This window comes from Bifidobacterium sp. RTP21102st3_E2_RTP21102_210122, from assembly GCF_040916945.1.
Lineage (GTDB): Bacteria > Actinomycetota > Actinomycetes > Actinomycetales > Bifidobacteriaceae > Bifidobacterium > Bifidobacterium longum.
The window spans coordinates 151,970-169,849 of record NZ_JBCPAN010000004.1; the positions used below are offsets into that span (position 1 = coordinate 151,970).

Annotated in this window: 13 protein-coding genes and 1 riboswitch; of the genes, 10 read left to right on the top strand and 3 right to left on the bottom strand. The window is 62.1% G+C overall.

Going from position 1 to position 17,880, the window contains the following annotated elements:
- Nucleotides 1-12 precede the first annotated feature (12 nt).
- Nucleotides 13-2,250: a 4-alpha-glucanotransferase gene (malQ, locus tag AB5287_RS06430; RefSeq protein WP_368220957.1), complete on the bottom strand. Its 2,238-nt coding sequence runs from the start codon at nt 2,248-2,250 to the stop codon at nt 13-15.
- A gap of 260 nt (nt 2,251-2,510) precedes the next feature.
- Nucleotides 2,511-2,792, bottom strand: coding sequence for a hypothetical protein (locus AB5287_RS06435; protein WP_007055544.1), 282 nt, complete (start codon nt 2,790-2,792; stop codon nt 2,511-2,513).
- 44 nt (nt 2,793-2,836) lie between these two features.
- On the opposite strand from AB5287_RS06435, the gene AB5287_RS06440 reads away from it, so the two are divergent.
- Entirely contained in the window at nt 2,837-3,493 is a 657-nt protein-coding gene (locus AB5287_RS06440) for a hypothetical protein (RefSeq protein ID WP_007051645.1), read from the top strand.
- 11 nt (nt 3,494-3,504) lie between these two features.
- Here AB5287_RS06440 and AB5287_RS06445 read toward each other — a convergent pair whose 3' ends face one another.
- Entirely contained in the window at nt 3,505-4,515 is a 1,011-nt protein-coding gene (locus AB5287_RS06445; RefSeq protein ID WP_007051644.1) for a LacI family DNA-binding transcriptional regulator, read from the bottom strand.
- Between the two features lie 269 nt (nt 4,516-4,784).
- On the opposite strand from AB5287_RS06445, the gene AB5287_RS06450 reads away from it, so the two are divergent.
- The 9 genes from AB5287_RS06450 to AB5287_RS06490 all read left to right on the top strand — a co-directional run bounded on the left by AB5287_RS06450 (nt 4,785) and on the right by AB5287_RS06490 (nt 17,799).
- Nucleotides 4,785-5,501, top strand: coding sequence for a carbohydrate ABC transporter permease (locus AB5287_RS06450; protein WP_007051643.1), 717 nt, complete (start codon nt 4,785-4,787; stop codon nt 5,499-5,501).
- A 111-nt stretch (nt 5,502-5,612) separates the two neighbouring features.
- Entirely contained in the window at nt 5,613-8,150 is a 2,538-nt protein-coding gene (locus AB5287_RS06455; RefSeq protein WP_368220961.1) for a TIM-barrel domain-containing protein, read from the top strand.
- Nucleotides 8,151-9,131: 981 nt separating this feature from the next.
- Entirely contained in the window at nt 9,132-11,012 is a 1,881-nt protein-coding gene (gene dnaK / locus AB5287_RS06460) for a molecular chaperone DnaK (protein ID WP_007051640.1), read from the top strand.
- A complete protein-coding gene (gene grpE, locus AB5287_RS06465; RefSeq protein WP_007055523.1) occupies nt 11,012-11,668 on the top strand; it encodes a nucleotide exchange factor GrpE in 657 nt (218 codons plus the stop codon). Before dnaK ends, grpE begins: the two co-directional genes overlap by 1 nt.
- Before the next feature lie 231 nt (nt 11,669-11,899).
- The gene (locus AB5287_RS06470) at nt 11,900-12,925 is read left to right on the top strand and encodes a DnaJ C-terminal domain-containing protein (protein ID WP_021975221.1); all 1,026 of its coding nucleotides are present in this window, start codon (nt 11,900-11,902) and stop codon (nt 12,923-12,925) included.
- 14 nt (nt 12,926-12,939) lie between these two features.
- Complete coding sequence (locus AB5287_RS06475) at nt 12,940-13,527, top strand: heat shock protein transcriptional repressor HspR (protein ID WP_007051637.1); 588 nt, start codon at nt 12,940-12,942, stop codon at nt 13,525-13,527.
- A gap of 131 nt (nt 13,528-13,658) precedes the next feature.
- Nucleotides 13,659-13,755, top strand: a riboswitch (TPP riboswitch).
- Nucleotides 13,756-13,802: 47 nt separating this feature from the next.
- Nucleotides 13,803-15,155, top strand: a complete 1,353-nt coding sequence (locus AB5287_RS06480; protein ID WP_013410440.1) for a nucleobase:cation symporter-2 family protein — start codon at nt 13,803-13,805, stop codon at nt 15,153-15,155.
- A 36-nt stretch (nt 15,156-15,191) separates the two neighbouring features.
- Nucleotides 15,192-16,313, top strand: coding sequence for a coenzyme F390 synthetase (locus tag AB5287_RS06485; protein WP_013410438.1), 1,122 nt, complete (start codon nt 15,192-15,194; stop codon nt 16,311-16,313).
- A complete protein-coding gene (locus AB5287_RS06490; protein WP_131237056.1) occupies nt 16,300-17,799 on the top strand; it encodes an acyl-CoA reductase in 1,500 nt (499 codons plus the stop codon). The genes AB5287_RS06485 and AB5287_RS06490 overlap by 14 nt, the downstream gene beginning before the upstream one ends.
- The last annotated feature ends 81 nt before the right edge of the window (nt 17,800-17,880 follow it).

Genomic DNA, 17,880 nt, shown 5'->3' on the forward strand with positions numbered 1-17,880 from the left:
TTGCGGAATCGATCACCGCTTCTCTCGGCGCATCACGGCGGCTAGGGACTGCACGCGTGGCAGGTCGAAGACCTCGTCGGTATGTACCACGTGGCCTGAGCTGTCCGCCAGCGGCACGCGCCAGTTCGAATACTCTCTGGAAGTGCCCGGCTGATTCTGGGAGCGGCATTCGCCCACGCCGTCCACCAGCGCTGCCTGCAGCAGCAGCGACGGCGTATCGGTGAGCATGGCGTGCATCGCTTCCACGATTTCCTGCACATGGCCTTCCACATCATCCGCCACGGTCTGCGAGATATAGCCGTTCTCCACCAGACGGTTCATCATGGCCGTGCGCTCGGCCATCGCCGAGGCGGCGAATGCCTCCACCGGCTCGCTCAGGAGATGCAGCTCCTCGCGCAGCTTGACGTGTGCGAAGTTCAGGTAGCCGGCGGTGGGTGGCAGATCGTGCGTGGTCACCGAGGCCAATGCCTGTTTGCGATAGTCCTTGGGTGCGCGGTACGGGTCGCCGGCGTTCGGCGAATCGTCCACGCGGTTGAACCATTCCACGTCAGTGCCGAGCACGCCGTGATCGGCCAGAATGCGGCGCACGTAATCCGGTACGGTGCCCAGATCCTCGCCAACCACCATGCCTCCGGCGCGCGTGGCCTCGATGGCCAGTACTCCCAACATCGCCTCGTGGTTGTACGTCACGTATGCGCCGTTGCGGGCACCGAGCCCCTGCGGAATCCACCACAGGCGGAACAAGCCCAGCACATGGTCGATGCGCACCGCGCCCGCGTGCTCGTACATCGAATGCACCATCTCGCGGTACACCTGGTAGCCGGTGGCCTCCAGGTAGCGCGGGTTGAACGGTGGCTGGCCCCAATCCTGGCCCTGCTGGTTATAGAAGTCCGGCGGGCAGCCGACCGTGACGCCACCTGAGGCGAAGCGTTCCGGATTGGCCCAGGCATCCGCGCCGAGCCCGTGCACGCCCACGGCCATGTCCTGCATCAGCCCCAGCGTCATGCCGTGGTCCAGCGCCTCCTGCTGCGCGGCGTTCACCTGCTCGGCAGCGATCCACTGCAGCCAGCGGTTGAACTCGAACAGGTCGTGGTGCTCCTCGACGAGCTGGCGCACGGCCGGGTCGTCGATGGTCTTCTCGAAGAACCAACGGTTCTCGCCCCACGGCGCGCCCCATACCTCGAAGCACAGGCACCATGTGGCGAAGGAATCGAGGTCCGGGCCGGCGGTGGTCTTGAAATGCTCGAATTCGAGCTCGCGCTTGTTGTTGCGGCCCGCTTCGAAGATCAGGCGCAGCGCCGGGCGCTTGGCCTCCCACGCCGCGTTGATGTCCATCGGGGTCGATTCGTCGTTGCGCGCGGCCACCGAATCATGCAGCGCATCCACCTGCGCGCGCACGTCGGCCGGCAGTGTGGCATATTCGGGGATATCCTGCGGCCGGATGTACGTCACGTTGAGGAATCGGCGCGATTCCGGTAGATACGGCGATGGCTCAAGCGGCGGAATCGGCGCGCCGGCGTGAATCGGATTGATGAGCATGAAGTCGGCCTTGGACTTCTCGGCGGCATCTGCCAAAAGACGCTTCAGATCGCCGTAATCGCCGATGCCCCACGATTCGCGGGACCGCACGGAATACATCTGCGTCATCCAGCCCCACCGCTGGTGCTCGGCGACCGCCTCCGGCACGGGAATGCGCGCGGGGGCGGCGATGATGGCCGCCTTGCCCTCGCGCCCGTCAACCGTGACGGTCAGCGTGTGGTAACCCATCGGCAGGTCGGGTGCGATGGTCAAGTCCGGCTTGCCGGAATTGAGGTTCGGCAGCAGGGCAAAGTGGCCAAACGCGGTGCCGTCCTCCAGTTCGATGGAGGCGGTGATGGCCGCGTCCGACGAGCAGTTCAGGGTGATGCCGGTCGGTTTGCCGGTGGTGGCGACGATGGTGGAGGGGAGCAAACGTTTGCTGTTTTCCACCTCAAGTTGGGTCATGGAGCGTACGATGGCCTCGTCGCTGGATGCGTCCACGTCGAGGGCCTTGAGTACGGCGACCAAGGCCGCGTCGCTGATTTCGGTGTAGGTGCCGAGCTGGTCGATGAATGAGGTGGCAAGTCCGCAGGCTTTGGCGAGCTTGATGAGCGGGCGGGCGAGTCGTTCCGTGCTTTCCGCGCGCTGCGGGGCACCGGAAGCGGCGTTGTTGGTGGTGTCTGCGATGGTGCCGGTGCTGGTTGCTGCGTCGTTGCCGTATGCGTCGGTCATGATGACTCCTTGCTTGCAAATCGGGTACTGCTAGTCGTTTGCATTGCTGTTCGAGGGCCGCTCTGCGTTGAGGTTCCGGCAACCTGACAGACCAATGTTCGAGCTGTTCTGCCTCTACCGTAACTCATATTGACAACGATTGCAATACATTCGGTGAGTTGGACGAGGCTAGAGGTGTTGGTGTTTGTCGTGATGGCCCGTTGACTATCCCCAGTCGACTTTGCCGACAGCCTCGCCGGCGGAGGTGAGGTCGAACGGGTTTAACCAAACACGACGAACGATTGCGGGGAGAGCGTCAGCTGCCCGCCGCTCACGGCCGGTTCACCAAGACTGAGCAGCACGTCGGCGTCGGAAGAGAGCTCGTCCGGCAGGTATTCCGTGAGGAATGAGGCGATTGAGGCACCTGAATCGGCGTTGAAATAACTGGAATCGCCTTCGTGCTCCATAGGCGTGTCGGTATTGCGCAGCAACAGGTTGTAGCCGTTCGGGTGGCCGTCCCGGCGCCAGTCGAGGTAGAGGTCCATGTCGAAGCCGGCCTGCATCGATTCGTTCGGATGGCCTGGACGCCATCGGCGGACCGACCTGGGTGGATTCCGATAAGGCGGCCGTATGGGTGACCAACTGGGACACCGAGCGCAACGGCTCCTCGCTCACCACCCGTGACGGCACCAGCTACCTGCTCGCCAACGCCTTCATGCTCGCCTACGATTACGGCCAGCCGCACATCTTCTCCGGCTACTACTACGCCGGCGTCGACGACGGCGCTCCCGGCGCCACCCGCACCTCCGTGCCGGACATGACCTGTCCGACCGACGGCATCGAAACCGCCGGCACCTGGCACTGCGCGCAACGCTGGACCGCCATCCGCGGCATGATCGGCTGCCGCAACGCCGTGGCCGGCACCTTCACCGCCACCGTGGCCAAGGGCTCGGCCGTCGCCCTATACGCCGGCGCGACGCCCGCAAACTGGGCCGGCACCCGGAAATACGATCCGTCCGATCCCGCCTGGTTCACCGGCGAAACACCGCATAAGGGCGATGACACCGCCGCCAAGTCCGCCGATTCCGCAGCGTCCGCCAAGTCAGGCGACGCCAAGTCCGGAAAGGCAACGTCCGATGCCATCCGCCGCGCCGCAACGCTCGCCGCCATCCTCCTGCCCGTCATCGTCGGCGTCACGTTCATGGCGATAGCTCGCAGGAACGGCAAAGCCCAGTCCGACAACAGCGGCCCGAATAACGACTGATTCGGCCCCGCTCAGCCGCGCACCCGCGGCGCGGCGGTGGAGTCGCGTACCAGCAGTTGCACGGGGAAGATCTCGTGCGGCTGGTCCAGGGTGCGCCCCTCGATAAGGTCCAGGGCCTTGCGCGCGGCGGCGACGGCCATGTCGTACGGCTTCTGGCGCACGGTGGTCAGCCCCACCTCGCCCGAGAACGTGCTGTTGTCGAATCCGGTGACGGACAGGTCGGTCGGAATCGCCATGCCGCATTGGCGCAGGCGGAAGAACAGCGGAATCGCCAGCGAATCCTGATGGAAGCACAGGGCAGTCGGGGCGTCGTCGCGCGCGAGCAGCGCGGTGAGGGCGGCGTCGACCGGATCGTCGCCGGCCTGCATGTCCATCGTCTGGCCGGTCACGCCGTCCAGTTCGCTGCACGCCTCCAGGAATCCGGTGACGCGGTTGTGCGAGCTGAAGCCCATCGTGGCATCGAACGTCTCGTACAAATACAACAGGTTGCGGTGGCCGAGCGTGGTCAGATGGCGCACGATCAGCCGGATGCCGGCCTTGTCGTCGATGCCCACGGAGGCGGTGAACCCCTGCGAGGCCGTGTTGATGCCGATGAGCGGGATCCGCGTGGTGTTGAGTCGCCTGATTTCGGCCGGGGTGATGGCGAACGACGAGACGATGACCGCGTCCGCGTTGCCGCGCACCGGCAGTTCGTCGAAGAACTCCTCGCGCGCGCCCGCGTCGCCGATCGGTTGGATGACCAGATCGTAGCCGGCCGATCGCAGCACTTCGTTGAGGCCTTCGATGATGCGCGAGGTGAACCAGTCGAGCTTGCTGCTGCCCACCAGCAGCGCCACGCGGTGGGAGCGGCCCGATTTGAGGATGCCGGCCATGCGGGATACCGAGAAGTCGAGTTGTTGGGCGGCCTCCATCACCTTGGCGCGCGTTTTGGCGGAGACCATGTCAGGGCGGGAGAACGCGCGGGAGACCGTGGCGGTGGAGACGCCTGCTTGCCTGGCGACGTCCTCGATGCTGGCTTTCATGGCCCCTCCCGGTTTTTCAAAGTTGACGGTGTGACAAACTTCTCTTCATTGTAAATCATTGCAGTATGTTTTACGACAGTCATAGTGCAATGGGTTGCGATATTGCGACACGCCGAAAATATAGACCAATATGGTCTCAATAGCTTTGGAATGTAACAGGTTGCAAATGTAACGGTTTGCATGGCTGAGAAAGCCGGGTTGCCGAACTAGTTCGACACCCGTATACTGAACCGTGTTCACTTAGAGCTTGCGAGGAAGTAAGGGAGATAATGAAGATCAAGAAATCTCTCGCCGCGCTGACTGCAACCGTGAGCATTATGGCACTTGCAACCGGTTGCAGTTCGAGCGGTTCGTCAGGCGTCGTCGACACCCAGGCCGACAAGGGCCTGGCCGTCATGGGCGACACCATCACCTACGACCCCAACCACTTGGTCAACGACGGCCAGCCCATCGAACTGGGCTACTGGTCCTGGGGCGACGAAAGCACTGACCCGGTGATCTCCATGCTCCACGAGTACGAGAAGATCCACCCGAACGTCACCTTCAAGATCTCGCAGGTGGCTTGGAGCGACTACTGGGTCAAGACCCCGCTCTCGCTCAAGGGCAACAAGAACGCCCCCGTGCTGTTCAACGTCCACAACTCCGAGGATGCCCTGCTCCGCCCGCACGCCGTCCGCCTCGACGGCGCCAGCGACTGGCGCATCTTCCACCAGGTGGTGCTGCCGATGAGCCGCAATTCCATCGCCGCGCTCGCCATCTTCACCTTCCTGTGGAACTGGGAGGACTACCTCTGGCCGTTCCTCATGATCACCGATGACGACAAGCAGCTGTTGTCGGTGGGCCTCAAGATGTTCTCCGGCCAGTACGGCACCGATTACGGCGGACTGTTCGCCGCCACCTCCGTGACCATCATCCCGGTGGTCATCGTCTACCTGGTGTTCCAGAAGCAGTTCATCGCCGGCATCGCCACCGGCTCTGGCAAGTAAACCCGGCCGGTTTCGGCCGAATCCGAACCGCGCCGCAGTCTCCCACCAGTCCCGGGGAGCCGCGGCCGCATCACTCGTATCATCGTGGATAACCGTACAGAAGGGGTAACCATGGCACAGTCACCACAACTCAAGCAGTCGTCTCCGACCTCGCCCGATCCGCAGGACTTCCGCCTCGACGCCACGCCGGCCATGCGCGCCGACAATGTGGTGTCCGGCGAGCACTGGCGCATCGGACTCATCACCGATTCGCTCGTGCGATTCGAATGGTCCGATTCCGGCGTATTCGAGAACCGCCCGACCCAGACCGTCCTGAACCGCGATTTCGGTAGCCCAGTCGAACGCCGCGTCACCGAGCGTGACGGCCGCGTCATCATCGACACCGCGGCCCTGACCATCGTCTACGACCAGCAGCCGTTCAGCAAGGAAGGCCTGAGCGTGGTCGTCAAAGGCGTGGCCGACACCCAGTTCAACACCTGGCATTACGGCGACGCCCAGCGCGGCAACCTCAAAGGCACCGCCCGCACGCTGGACGAGGCGGACGGCGCCATCGAGCTTGACAACGGCGTGATCTCGCGCGATGGCTGGGCCGTCATCGACGATTCCGCCGCCAACATCATCATCGAAACCGACACGGTGAACGGCAAGGCGAACCCGTTCGGCACCTGGGTATCCCCGCGCGCCACCGCCGAAACGGACTTGTACTTCTTCGGCTATGGCCACCGCTACGTCGAGGCCGTACGCGACTTCTATCGCCTGACCGGCCCCACGCCGCTCCTGCCGCGCTTCGCCATGGGCAACTGGTGGAGCCGCTACTACCGGTACACGCAGGACGGCTATCTGGCCCTGATGGACCGCTTCAAGCGCGAGGGCATCCCGTTCACCACCTCCGTGATCGACATGGACTGGCATCGCGTGGACGACGTGGACCCGAAGTACGGTTCCGGCTGGACCGGCTACTCGTGGAATCGCGAACTGTTCCCCGACCCGCCGGCCTTCCTCGCCGACCTGCACCGGCGCGGCCTGCGCACCACACTGAACGTCCACCCGCGCGACGGCGTGCGCGCGTTCGAGGACGCCTACCCCGAAGTCGCCAAGCGCGTCGGCATCGACCCGGCCACCGAGGAGAACGTGGAATTCGACCTCACCAACCCGGACTTCGTGGACGCCTATTTCGACATGCACCACCGCATGGAGGCCGAAGGTGTCGACTTCTGGTGGCTGGACTGGCAGCAGGGCGGCGTGACCCGCCAGAAGGGTCTCGACCCGCTGTGGATGCTCAACCACATGCACTACCTCGACTCAGGGCGCGGTGGCAACTGGCCGCTCACCTTCTCCCGGTACGCCGGCCCCGGCTCCCACCGCTACCCGGTCGGCTTCTCCGGAGACACGATCGTGACCTGGGAATCGCTCGCCTTCCAGCCGCAGTTCACCGCCACCGCTTCCAACATCGGGTATGGCTGGTGGAGCCACGACATCGGCGGCCACATGTTCGGCTACCGCAACGAAGAGCTGGAGGCCCGCTGGTACCAGCTCGGCGCGTTCAGCCCGATCAACCGACTGCATTCGTCCAACTCGCCGTTCTCCGGCAAGGAGCCGTGGAACTTCAACCGTGACGTGAGCGCCGCGATGGTGGACGCGCTGCGTCTGCGCCACGCGATGATGCCGTACTTGTACACCATGAACTACCGTGCCGCCGAAGCCGGCCGTCCGCTGGTCGAGCCGATGTACTGGCAGAACCCGGATACGCCGGACGCCTACGAGGTGCCGGATGAGTTCCGCTTCGGCACCGAGCTCGTGGTCGCGCCGATCGTCTCCCCGGACGATGCCGCCGCCTGCCGCGGCCGCGCCGACGCCTGGCTGCCGCAGGGGGAGTGGTTCGACTTCTTCGACGGCCGCCGATACGTCTCATCCGACGCCGCTGGCCGCCGACTGGAGGTCTGGCGCTCGCTCGACCGCACGCCGGTGTTCGCCAAGGCCGGCGCGATCGTGCCGTTGCAGGACGTCGCGGAATCCGGCGAAGCGATCAACTCTATCGCCAACCCGCAGGCCCTGCGCGTGCTGGTGTTCCCTGGTGCCGACGGCTCGTTCGTCATGCGCGAGGATCGCGGCACGTGGGGCGCCCCCAGCGCCGACACCGCGATAGCGTTCACGTGGGGCGGGGCCGATGCGTCGCCCAGCGCCTTCACCGTCGCGCCGGTTACCGGCGATACGTCCGCCGTACCCGAGTCGCGCGACTGGACGGTCGTGTTCCGCGGCGTCGCGCCGGTTGACGCGGCCAGCGGCGTGCGTGCATGGTCCGGCGAGGCTCCGGTCGAGGCGACGGTGGCGTACGACGAGGCGACCATGAGCCTGACCGTGTCCGTCACCGGCATCAGCTCGGCTGCCAGTCTGCGCATCGAGATTCCCGGCGGTCTGCGCATCGCCGACAATCCGGTCGAATCGGACGCGATGGACCTACTGCTGCACGCCCAGATGCTCTACCGCACCAAGGAGCTCGCGCTGCAGGCGGTCCACAAGCTCGGCATCGGCGCGATCGGCGCCCTGCGCACCATGAACCGTGGTCCGCGCTACGCCAACGATTTCTGGATCACCGACATGCCCGATGCGGTGGCCGGCGCGCTCGAAGAAATTTTGCTGCGCAGCTGAGCCCGGTTGCAGTTTTCTGCAACATCCGGGTGCGCCCCGGTATGCGGCGATAAGTTCGGCATGGTTGCCGAAGAGCGTGGCATACCGGGTGCAGTGCGTGGGATGGCCTTCGCGATTGCACTCATCGTGCGGTCGGTGGAAAGGAACTTTTCATGCACAAGGTGAAACAGCACAAGGGCGTCGCGGTGGCCGCCGCAGTCTGCGCGGTCGCGATGGCGGCCTCGCTCGCGACCCACGCCGGCGCGGCCGGGGACCGGCGTTATTGACTGGCTGGCGTTATCGAGTGATTGGCGGTATCAATTAGCCGGCGTTATTGATGAGCCGGTGTTGTCGATTAGCCAGCGTTATCGACCGGCACTGAAGCATGCAGTACCCACTGCCCGCGTTTCTCCCGCACATCCCAATCCCCGTGCGCATGCAGCACACGCTCCCGATAGTACGCAAGCCCGGAATGCCGCCCCCTCAAACGTCGCGTCACCTTGACGCGGACGGTCCGTCACATCAATGGTGACGCGGTCCTGAGCGGCGGAAACCAGCACCACGTAACGCTGCGTCGAATCGGCATACCTAGCGATATTGCCGAACAATTCCCGCAGAAAATCGGCGACAAACACTGTGTCTGAGTTATTCAGCGCATCGATGCCCCAGCGACAATAACGTCGCCGACGCACCCCATGCGCTGCAATCGCGCGCCGCCGATGGCAAGTCTGACGACAAGGCCGATGGCGCGCCCCAGTCACCCCTTGCAGTTTTCTGTATAAGTGGATTTTGGCTCCAAACGCACCACTCCGTCATCGCCGTCAGTCACTCCCACAAAAAACTTGAGCCAAACATGCTCAACTTTTTGTGTTGAAATTGGGAATAGAACTTGCCAAATGGAAGTTGAGTGATGTAGGCTCAAGTTTGGAAGGTCCAAGAGACGACCAATCGGAACTTGGGCAAAGAACGTAAGAACAAACGAGTAATTAAGGAGCACACATTATGGCACGTGCAGTTGGTATCGATCTGGGAACCACGAATTCCTGCATCGCAACTCTTGAAGGTGGCGAGCCCACCGTTATCGTCAACGCTGAAGGCGCGCGCACCACGCCGTCTGTGGTGGCCTTCTCCAAGTCCGGCGAGATCCTCGTCGGCGAAGTGGCCAAGCGTCAGGCCGTGACCAACGTTGACCGCACTATTTCTTCCGTCAAGCGCCACATGGGCTCCGACTGGACCGTCGACATCGACGGCAAGAAGTGGACCCCGCAGGAGATTTCCGCGCAGATCCTGATGAAGCTGAAGAGGGATGCTGAGGCCTACCTCGGCGAGCCCGTCACCGACGCCGTCATCACCTGCCCGGCATACTTCAACGATGCCCAGCGTCAGGCCACCAAGGACGCCGGCAAGATCGCCGGCCTGAACGTCCTGCGTATCATCAACGAGCCGACCGCAGCCGCTCTGGCCTACGGCCTTGAGAAGGGCAAGGAAGACGAGCGCATCCTGGTCTTCGACCTCGGCGGCGGCACCTTCGATGTCTCCCTGCTGGAGATTGGCAAGGATGACGACGGCTTCTCCACCATTCAGGTTCAGGCCACCAACGGCGACAACCACCTCGGTGGTGACGACTGGGATCAGAAGATCATCGATTGGCTGGTTTCCGAAGTCAAGAACAAGTACGGCGTCGACCTGTCCAAGGACAAGATCGCGCTGCAGCGTCTGAAGGAAGCCGCTGAGCAGGCGAAGAAGGAGCTCTCCTCCTCCACCTCCACCAGCATCTCCATGCAGTACCTGGCCATGACCCCTGACGGCACCCCGGTGCACCTGGATGAGACTCTGACCCGTGCGCACTTCGAGGAAATGACCTCCGACCTGCTGGGTCGCTGCCGCACGCCGTTCAACAACGTGCTGCACGACGCCGGCATCTCCGTGAGCGACATCGACCACGTGGTGCTCGTCGGTGGTTCCACTCGTATGCCCGCCGTCAAGGAACTCGTCAAGGAGCTCACCGGTGGTAAGGAAGCGAACCAGTCCGTGAACCCGGATGAGGTTGTGGCTGTCGGTGCCGCCGTGCAGTCCGGCGTCATCAAGGGCGACCGTAAGGACGTCCTGCTTATCGACGTGACCCCGCTGTCCCTCGGTATCGAGACCAAGGGTGGCATCATGACCAAGCTCATCGATCGCAACACCGCCATCCCGACCAAGCGTTCCGAGGTCTTCTCCACCGCTGAAGACAACCAGCCGTCCGTGCTGATTCAGGTCTACCAGGGTGAGCGTGAGTTCGCTCGCGACAACAAGCCGCTGGGCACCTTCGAGCTGACCGGCATCGCTCCGGCTCCGCGTGGCGTTCCGCAGATCGAGGTCACCTTCGACATCGACGCCAACGGCATCGTGCACGTGTCCGCTAAGGACAAGGGCACCGGCAAGGAGCAGTCCATGACCATCACCGGTGGTTCCGGCCTGCCGAAGGACGAGATCGACCGCATGGTCAAGGAAGCCGAGGCTCATGAGGCTGAGGACAAGAAGCGCAAGGAAGACGCCGAGACCCGCAACCAGGCCGAGGCCTTCGCCTACTCCACCGAGAAGCTCGTCAACGACAACAAGGACAAGCTCTCCGACGACATCGTCAAGGAAGTCACCGACAAGGTCAACGCTCTGAAGGAAGCCCTGAAGGGTGACGACACCGAGAAGGTCAAGACCGCTCAGACCGAGCTGATGACCGCCGCCCAGAAGATCGGCCAGGTCCTCTACGCCCAGCAGGGTGCCGAGGGTGCTGCCGCTGGTGCTGACGGTGCCGGCGCTTCCGCTGGCTCCGCCTCCGGTTCCGACGACGACACCGTCGAGGCCGAGGTCGTGGACGACGATGACGACAAGGACAACAAGTGATGTCCGAGTTCAACAAGGACGACTACCTGAACGACCTGCCGGATCCCTCAGATGCTGAGGCTGCCGCTCAGGCCTCTTCAGGGGCTGACGCCTCCGCCGAGTCCGGCTCTGCGCAGGATTCGGCTGCCCAGGCTCCTTCCAATGAAGGAGCCGACGCGGCTCCTGCCGCAGCTGAGGGAGAGAAGACTGGCGAAGGCCAGTCCGATTCCGCAGACACCCTCACCCCGCTCGGCAAGGCCAAGAAGGAAGCCGCAGACTACCTCGAAGCCCTGCAACGCGAACGTGCGGAGTTCATCAACTACCGCAATCGCACGCAGAAGGAGCAGGAGCGCTTCCGCCAGCACGGCATCATCGACGTGCTGACCGCGCTGCTGCCCGCCCTCGACGATATCGACCGCATTCGCGAACACAGCGAGATGGACGACTCGTTCAAGGCCGTCGCCACCAAGATTGACAAGGCCTTCGAGAAGTTCGGTGTCGAGAAGTTCGGCGAAAAGGGCGAGGACTTCGACCCCACCAAGCATGACGCGATCCTGCACAAGCCGGACGCGGATGCCGAAAAGGAAACGGTTGACACCGTGGTCGAGGCCGGCTACCGCATCGGCGATCGCGTAATCCGCGCCGCCCGAGTAGTAGTAGCCTCCCCGCAAAACTGACATCCAGCTCGCTGCAATGAGTTGACAGTGCCTTAGCTCCCTCTGATGAGGGAGCTGTCAGCGAAGCTGACTGAGGGAGAGAAGCCGGCCGCAGGCCGCGGAAGACAGAGGGCCACATTCTTGATGCCCATAGTCTCCGCTATCTCTTCCTCCGTCATCGCTGCGCGATGCCACCTCCCTCATCAGAGGGAGGTGCAATTACATAAAGACTTTTCTAGAAAGGAGACATGAATGGCTGAAAACGAATGGCTCAGCAAAGACTTCTACAAAGTCCTTGGTGTCTCCAAGGACGCTTCGGACGACGACATCAAGAAGGCGTACCGCAAGCTCGCCCGCAAATACCATCCTGACGTCAACAAGACCAAGGAAGCTGAGGAGAAGTTCAAGGACATCTCCGAAGCCTATGACGTGCTGAGCAAGAAGGAAGATCGCCAGAAGTACGACGCGATTCGTCAGTTCGGCATGGGCGGTGCCCGCTTCGCCGGCGGTTCCGGCACCGGCGGCTTCGATGCTTCCGGTTTCTCCGACATCTTTGGTTCCATGTTCGGCCAGGGTGCCGGCGGCAATGGCTCGCGCATCCGCTTCTCCACTTCGGGCGGCGGCCCCAACAACATCAACGACATCTTCTCGATGTTCGGCGGTGCTGCAGGTCAGGGCGGCCAGCCGTATGGCGGCTACGGCCAATCGCCGTACGGCAATGCCGGCGGCTATGGCTATGAGGAGGCCCCGCGCCCCGAAAACGGCGAGGACCGCAACTCCAAGATCAGCCTGACCCTGCGTCAGGCGGTCAAGGGCGCTACCGTGTCCCTGTCCGTGGACGGCAAGAAGTTCAAGGCCCACGTGCCTGCGGGCGTCAAGGACGGACAGAAAATCAAGCTGGCCGGCAAGGGCAAGCCAGGCATCAACGGCGGCAAGGCCGGTGACCTGTACCTGCACGTCACCGTCAAGCCCGATGCCACATTCTCGATGCGCGGCCATGATATCGTCATGGACCTGCCCGTCACCGTGGGCCAGGCCGTGGCCGGTGGCAAGGTCGAGGCCAAGGATATCGATGGCAATCCCGTCACCTTCAAGGTGCCGGCAGGCTCCAGCTCCGGCGCGGAAGTCAAGCTCGCGGGACTTGGCGTCCAGCGCAGCAACCAGCCGGGCGATCTGATCGGCCGTGTGCAGATCATGGTCCCCGCCAAGCCGGGTCTGGCCGTCAAGCACGCCGCCAAAGAATTCGACGAAAAAGCCGGCGACTATCTCAGCCTGTAATCAGGAGGTGAACAATGGCGCGGTTAGCCAACCAGATGAAGCAGTTGTACGCGATGTGCGCAACCGCGCTCGTGATGGGCAGGGCCGATCTCGACGGAGCCGATGACGTCGGCTTCGACATCGAACTGCCCATCTTCACCGTCGGCCAGACCGCCGAGTTGGCCAACATTCACCCCCAGACCCTCCGTCAGTACGACCGCCTCGGTTTGGTTCGTCCGCAGCGCACCGATGGCGGCGCACGCCGCTACTGCCTGCGCGACATTGCCCGCCTGACCCGAGCTCAGCGCCTGAGCCAGGATGAGGGCATCAATCTTTCCGGTATCGCGCGCATTTTGGTCCTCGAAGAAGAGAATCGCCAACTGCGCCGCGAAGTCAAACGCATGCAAACCGGCGACCAGGAGAGCGTTTTCGCCGCAGGCCGTGACGGCAATATCGTGGAGGTACAACGCTCCAACCGCGCCCGCCTCTGGCGCAACGCCATCCGCCGCGAAACCCGCGAACTGCCCGGCCGCGATACTGCCGCCGATATCGCTGCCGGCGCCACCGGCGACTCCAACTACACTCCCGCCGACTCCAAGTCCATGGTCCTGTGGGGTTGGTGAGTCTGGCCGCATTGCTTCGATTCCTTCTCCATTCGTAAAACTGTTTGTTATCTCACATCGGGCAGCTGCCGAAAAAAAGCACGAATCTTCTTGACGGAGATGTCAAGGTTTGTTACGGTGACGTGCGAAAACCGATTCGTAAGGGGTGCTTTAGGCTGAGACGGTATGTGCCGAACCCTTCGAACCTGTGAGCTAACACTCGCGTAGGGAATGCGACGGTTGAACTCCTCTGTTCGGCTCGGCATCCCATATGCGCGTTGAGAGAGAGGAAGCGTATGTCAATACGCAAGGAGCTGACCGCCCAGAACGTACTGCTGGGTTTCCAGCATGTGCTTGTTTCCAACGTCTGGCTTGATCCGGTGTTTGTGGCCGGAGCAATCGGCTTACCTATTGCCCTGTCGTCGAACATGATTAACGCCATCTTCATCGTCTCTGGTCTGGTCACTTTGATTCAGGCCACTCGGCTGGTTCGCCTGCCGGTGGTGCAGGGGCCGTCAGCTGCGTTTGACGCGTTGATGATCGCGGCAGGTACGGCCGGCATGCTGGGGGCGGCGAGTTCGTCCATTCTCATCGCTTCGCTTGTGTTCCTGTTGCTGTGCCTGACCGGTGTGATAGAGCGGATGCGGTTCCTGTTCTCTCCGATGATTTCGGGCGTGGTCATCTTTATGGTCGGTGTCTCGCTGTCTGGATTCACGCTGAGCGAGTTTCTAGGCGGGGCTCCCGGCGACAAGACGTTCGCCGATCCGCACATCCTGACCGTGTCGATTCTGACCACGGCGATTGTGCTTGTCCTGTCGTTGCTCGGCAAGGGCCTGCTCAAGTCGTTCTCATTCCTCATCGCGCTCGTCGTCGGCACCGTGGTCGCCGCAGCGTTTGGCATGGTGGACTTCTCTCCTGTGGCATCCAAGGGATGGTTGGGCCTGCCGACCTTCCTGCCCTACGGTCCGTTCACATTTGACTGGAAGATCTTCATCCCGTTCTTCATCGCCTACATGGTTGCCGTCATGGAAGCTCTCGGCGTCTATCAGGCGGCTTCTGAGATTCAGGGCACGCCCCTCGAACGCAAGCAGGTGCGCTACGGTCTTGCCGGCGAGGCGGCCGGTTCAGCCATTTCCTCGCTGATTGGTGGATTCACCACCACCGCCTACCCGCAAAATGTCGGCCTGCTCAACCTGACCGGCGAAGGCAAGTTGCGCACGCGCACGCCTGTGATCATCGCCGCTGTGCTGTTGCTGATTCTGGGCTTCGTGCCAAAGGCGGGCGCGTTGCTGTCCGTCATTCCCTCGGCAGTCGTCGGAGGCATTTTCCTGCCGGCTGCGGCCAGCCTAATCGTGACCGGCCTGCGCGCCCTGCGCAAGGTCGCTGATGACGAGCGCCGTCAAACGGTCATCGGCATGTCTCTGTTGCTCGGCATCGCCCTGCCCAAGGCGCTCTCCGGCCTGACCGGCGGCGCAAGCGTGTTCTTTGGCAACAACATCATGGTCGGTGTATTCAGCGCCATCATTCTCAATGCGCTTTTCGTCGCTCTTCCGGATTTGGTGGCGAAGCATCGTGCGCCGGCGTCCGTGGATGTTCCAGCAGCCGATCCGGCGGATGGGACTGGCGCTGCGGCGTACGATGAACGATAATGCTGGTTGATATTGGATATTGACAGGAGCGATGCAATGACTGATGTGATGGATGACGCGCGTCGTATCAAGCGCGGGATTCTGGATTTTATCCATACCTATGGCTGTGAGCAGGCCCCGGAAGAGGCGTTTGGTGCGTTGGCGCGCGACGTGTTCATCTATCAGTACACGTATGATCTGCCGTACCGTCGTTACTGCGCGGCTAAACGCGTCACCCCCGCAACGCTCAAGGATTGGCGGGAGATTCCGCCGATGCCGGTGGACGGGTTCAAGCACCTTGACCTTTCGACCATACCGACCGAGCAGTGCAAAGCCGTATTCATGACGAGCGGAACCACGCATGGCGGCAAGATGCGTGGGCGCAACTTCCACCCCGATCTTGAGGTGTGGGATGAATCAATGATTGTGCCGTTCCGTCATTTCATCATGCCGGATCGAGAGCGTATCCGCATCGCCGTGATTTCGCCGGCATGGGACATGAACCAGAACTCCTCCCTGTCGCGCTACCTTACCAAGGCCGTGGAGTGCTGCGGCAGCGAAGGCAGCGGTGTGTTCTTCGACGAGCATGGACTCAAGTTCGATGAAATCATCGCCTTCCTTAACCGTGCGGTGTCTGACGGTGAACCGGTGATGCTGATGGGTGTCTCGTCGTCCTATCTGTATCTGCTCGATTACCTGCATGAGCATGATCTGACGTTCGCGCTGGCCCCCGATAGCCGGTTGTTCGACACTGGCGGCTTCAAGAGCACTAAGCGCGACATCACCGAAGACCAGATGCTTGATGAGCTGGAACAGACACTGGGGGTGCCGCGCCACCACTGTGTCAACATGTATGGCATGACCGAGTTGAGCTCGCAGATCTATGACCAAAATATTCTGTCGTGGTATACGGATGGCACCAGCAACTATCTCAAGGCGAACCCCGCCTGGGTGCGCACGGTCTTCCTCGATCCGGAAACGCTGACTCCCGTCAAGGATGGTGAGACCGGTGTGATAGCCCATTACGACCTTGCCAATTGGAATTCATGCATCGGTATTCTGACCGAGGATCTCGGCCATCGGACCCCGGACGGATTCCTGCTGCAGGGCAGGGCGAAGGGAGCCGAGGCTCGTGGGTGCTCAATCGCGGTAGACGAGGTCATCAGTGCCAACCGTTGATGAATCCGTGAGTCAGGCCATTGATGTCTTCCACCTGCCCTCGGGAGCGGATGTTTCGGATTACGAAATCTATGAGGTCGCCACATCGGATGGGGTGAAGCGTTTGCGCTATCCGCGACTGGATGGCCCAAAGGTGACTTCCCTTGCCAAGCAGCTTGCCGATGTTCGCAACCGCACGCTTGCCGCGATGAGTGTCAACGATATTCTCGACATCGTGGCCGACGCGGCCCAACTATGGGCCGATCCGGATTTTGAGCTGCGGCGTCAGGCTGAACTGCTGATTCCCGCAATCACCGGATATGAGCCTGACATGGTGCGGATTGAGCTCAAACGGTATATGCGCCAGTTCAGGCGTCGTGAACTGCTCCGGTTCCTTGACTCCGAAATCGGTCAGCCGTCTATGCTCGACGAATTCCGGCCGAACAAGGCGGGGGGATACTCTAAATATGTGGGCCCAGCGCTCACCTATCAGGTGTTCTCCAGCAATGTGCCGGGGATTCCCGTGTGGAGCATGGCGATGACCCTGCTGGTCAAAGGCGCGATTCTTGGCAAATCTTCATTTTCCGAGCCGGTGATGCCTGCGTTCTTTGCTCGCAGCATTGCGATGGTCAATTCCGACCTCGCTGATGCCATTGCGGTGGTTCCATGGAAGGGCGGCTCGCAGCAGCTCGAGGATTCAGCCATCGATGCGGCCGATGCCGTGATTGTTTACGGTTCTTCGCAGACTACCAAATTGATTGCGGGCAAAGTCGCCGGGTCCAAGCCCTGTCTAGGTTACGGAGCAAAAGTCGGGTTGGCGTTCATTGGCCGAGAGGCTTTGCGTCCTGATACCTATGCCGATACCGTGCATCGTGTGGCTGTTGACATCGCCACATATGACCAGCAAAGCTGCCTGGCTCCGCAGACCGTGTTCGTGGAGACTGATGGAGCCCTCACCCCTCGTGAAGTGGCTCAGCTGCTCGGTGGCGAGCTTGAGAATCAGCAGCGCAAATATCCGCGCTCCGTATTGAGTGACGCCGAGAACGTGGCCATTCAGCGGGCGCGCACCGACGCTGAGATGAGAGCCTTGATGGGCGGGAAGGCCGCGGTGTTCGCCAGTGGCCATAGCACGGCATGGTCGGTGCTGTATCGAGAACTTGACGGTAGCGGTGCCGACGAGGATGTTGCTTCGCTGATGTCGCCGTTGAACCGCACCGTCAACGTGGTGGCGGTGCCAGATTTGTTGGACGCTGCCAGAAGACTGACTTCCTGCCGTGGCTGGCTGCAGAGCTGCGGTGTCGCTGTGGATTCAACCAGACTGTTTGGTCTTGCAGATACATTGGCCGAGGTCGGTGTGAATCGCATCTGTCCGCTCGGTGAGATGGATCGGGCGAAATCCGGCTGGCATCATGATGGGGGCTTCAACCTCATCGATCTGTTGCGCGCGGTGGATGTCGAACGCGGCAGCGACGCGTACAGCGATTCGTTCGATATGGATATGGAATAGGCCTGTGCTGTTGCGGGCAGCAGAGGCTGGTAGCAGGGCGAAAGGCAAGGGTAATGACAGAGCAAAGCGATATGGCACGGC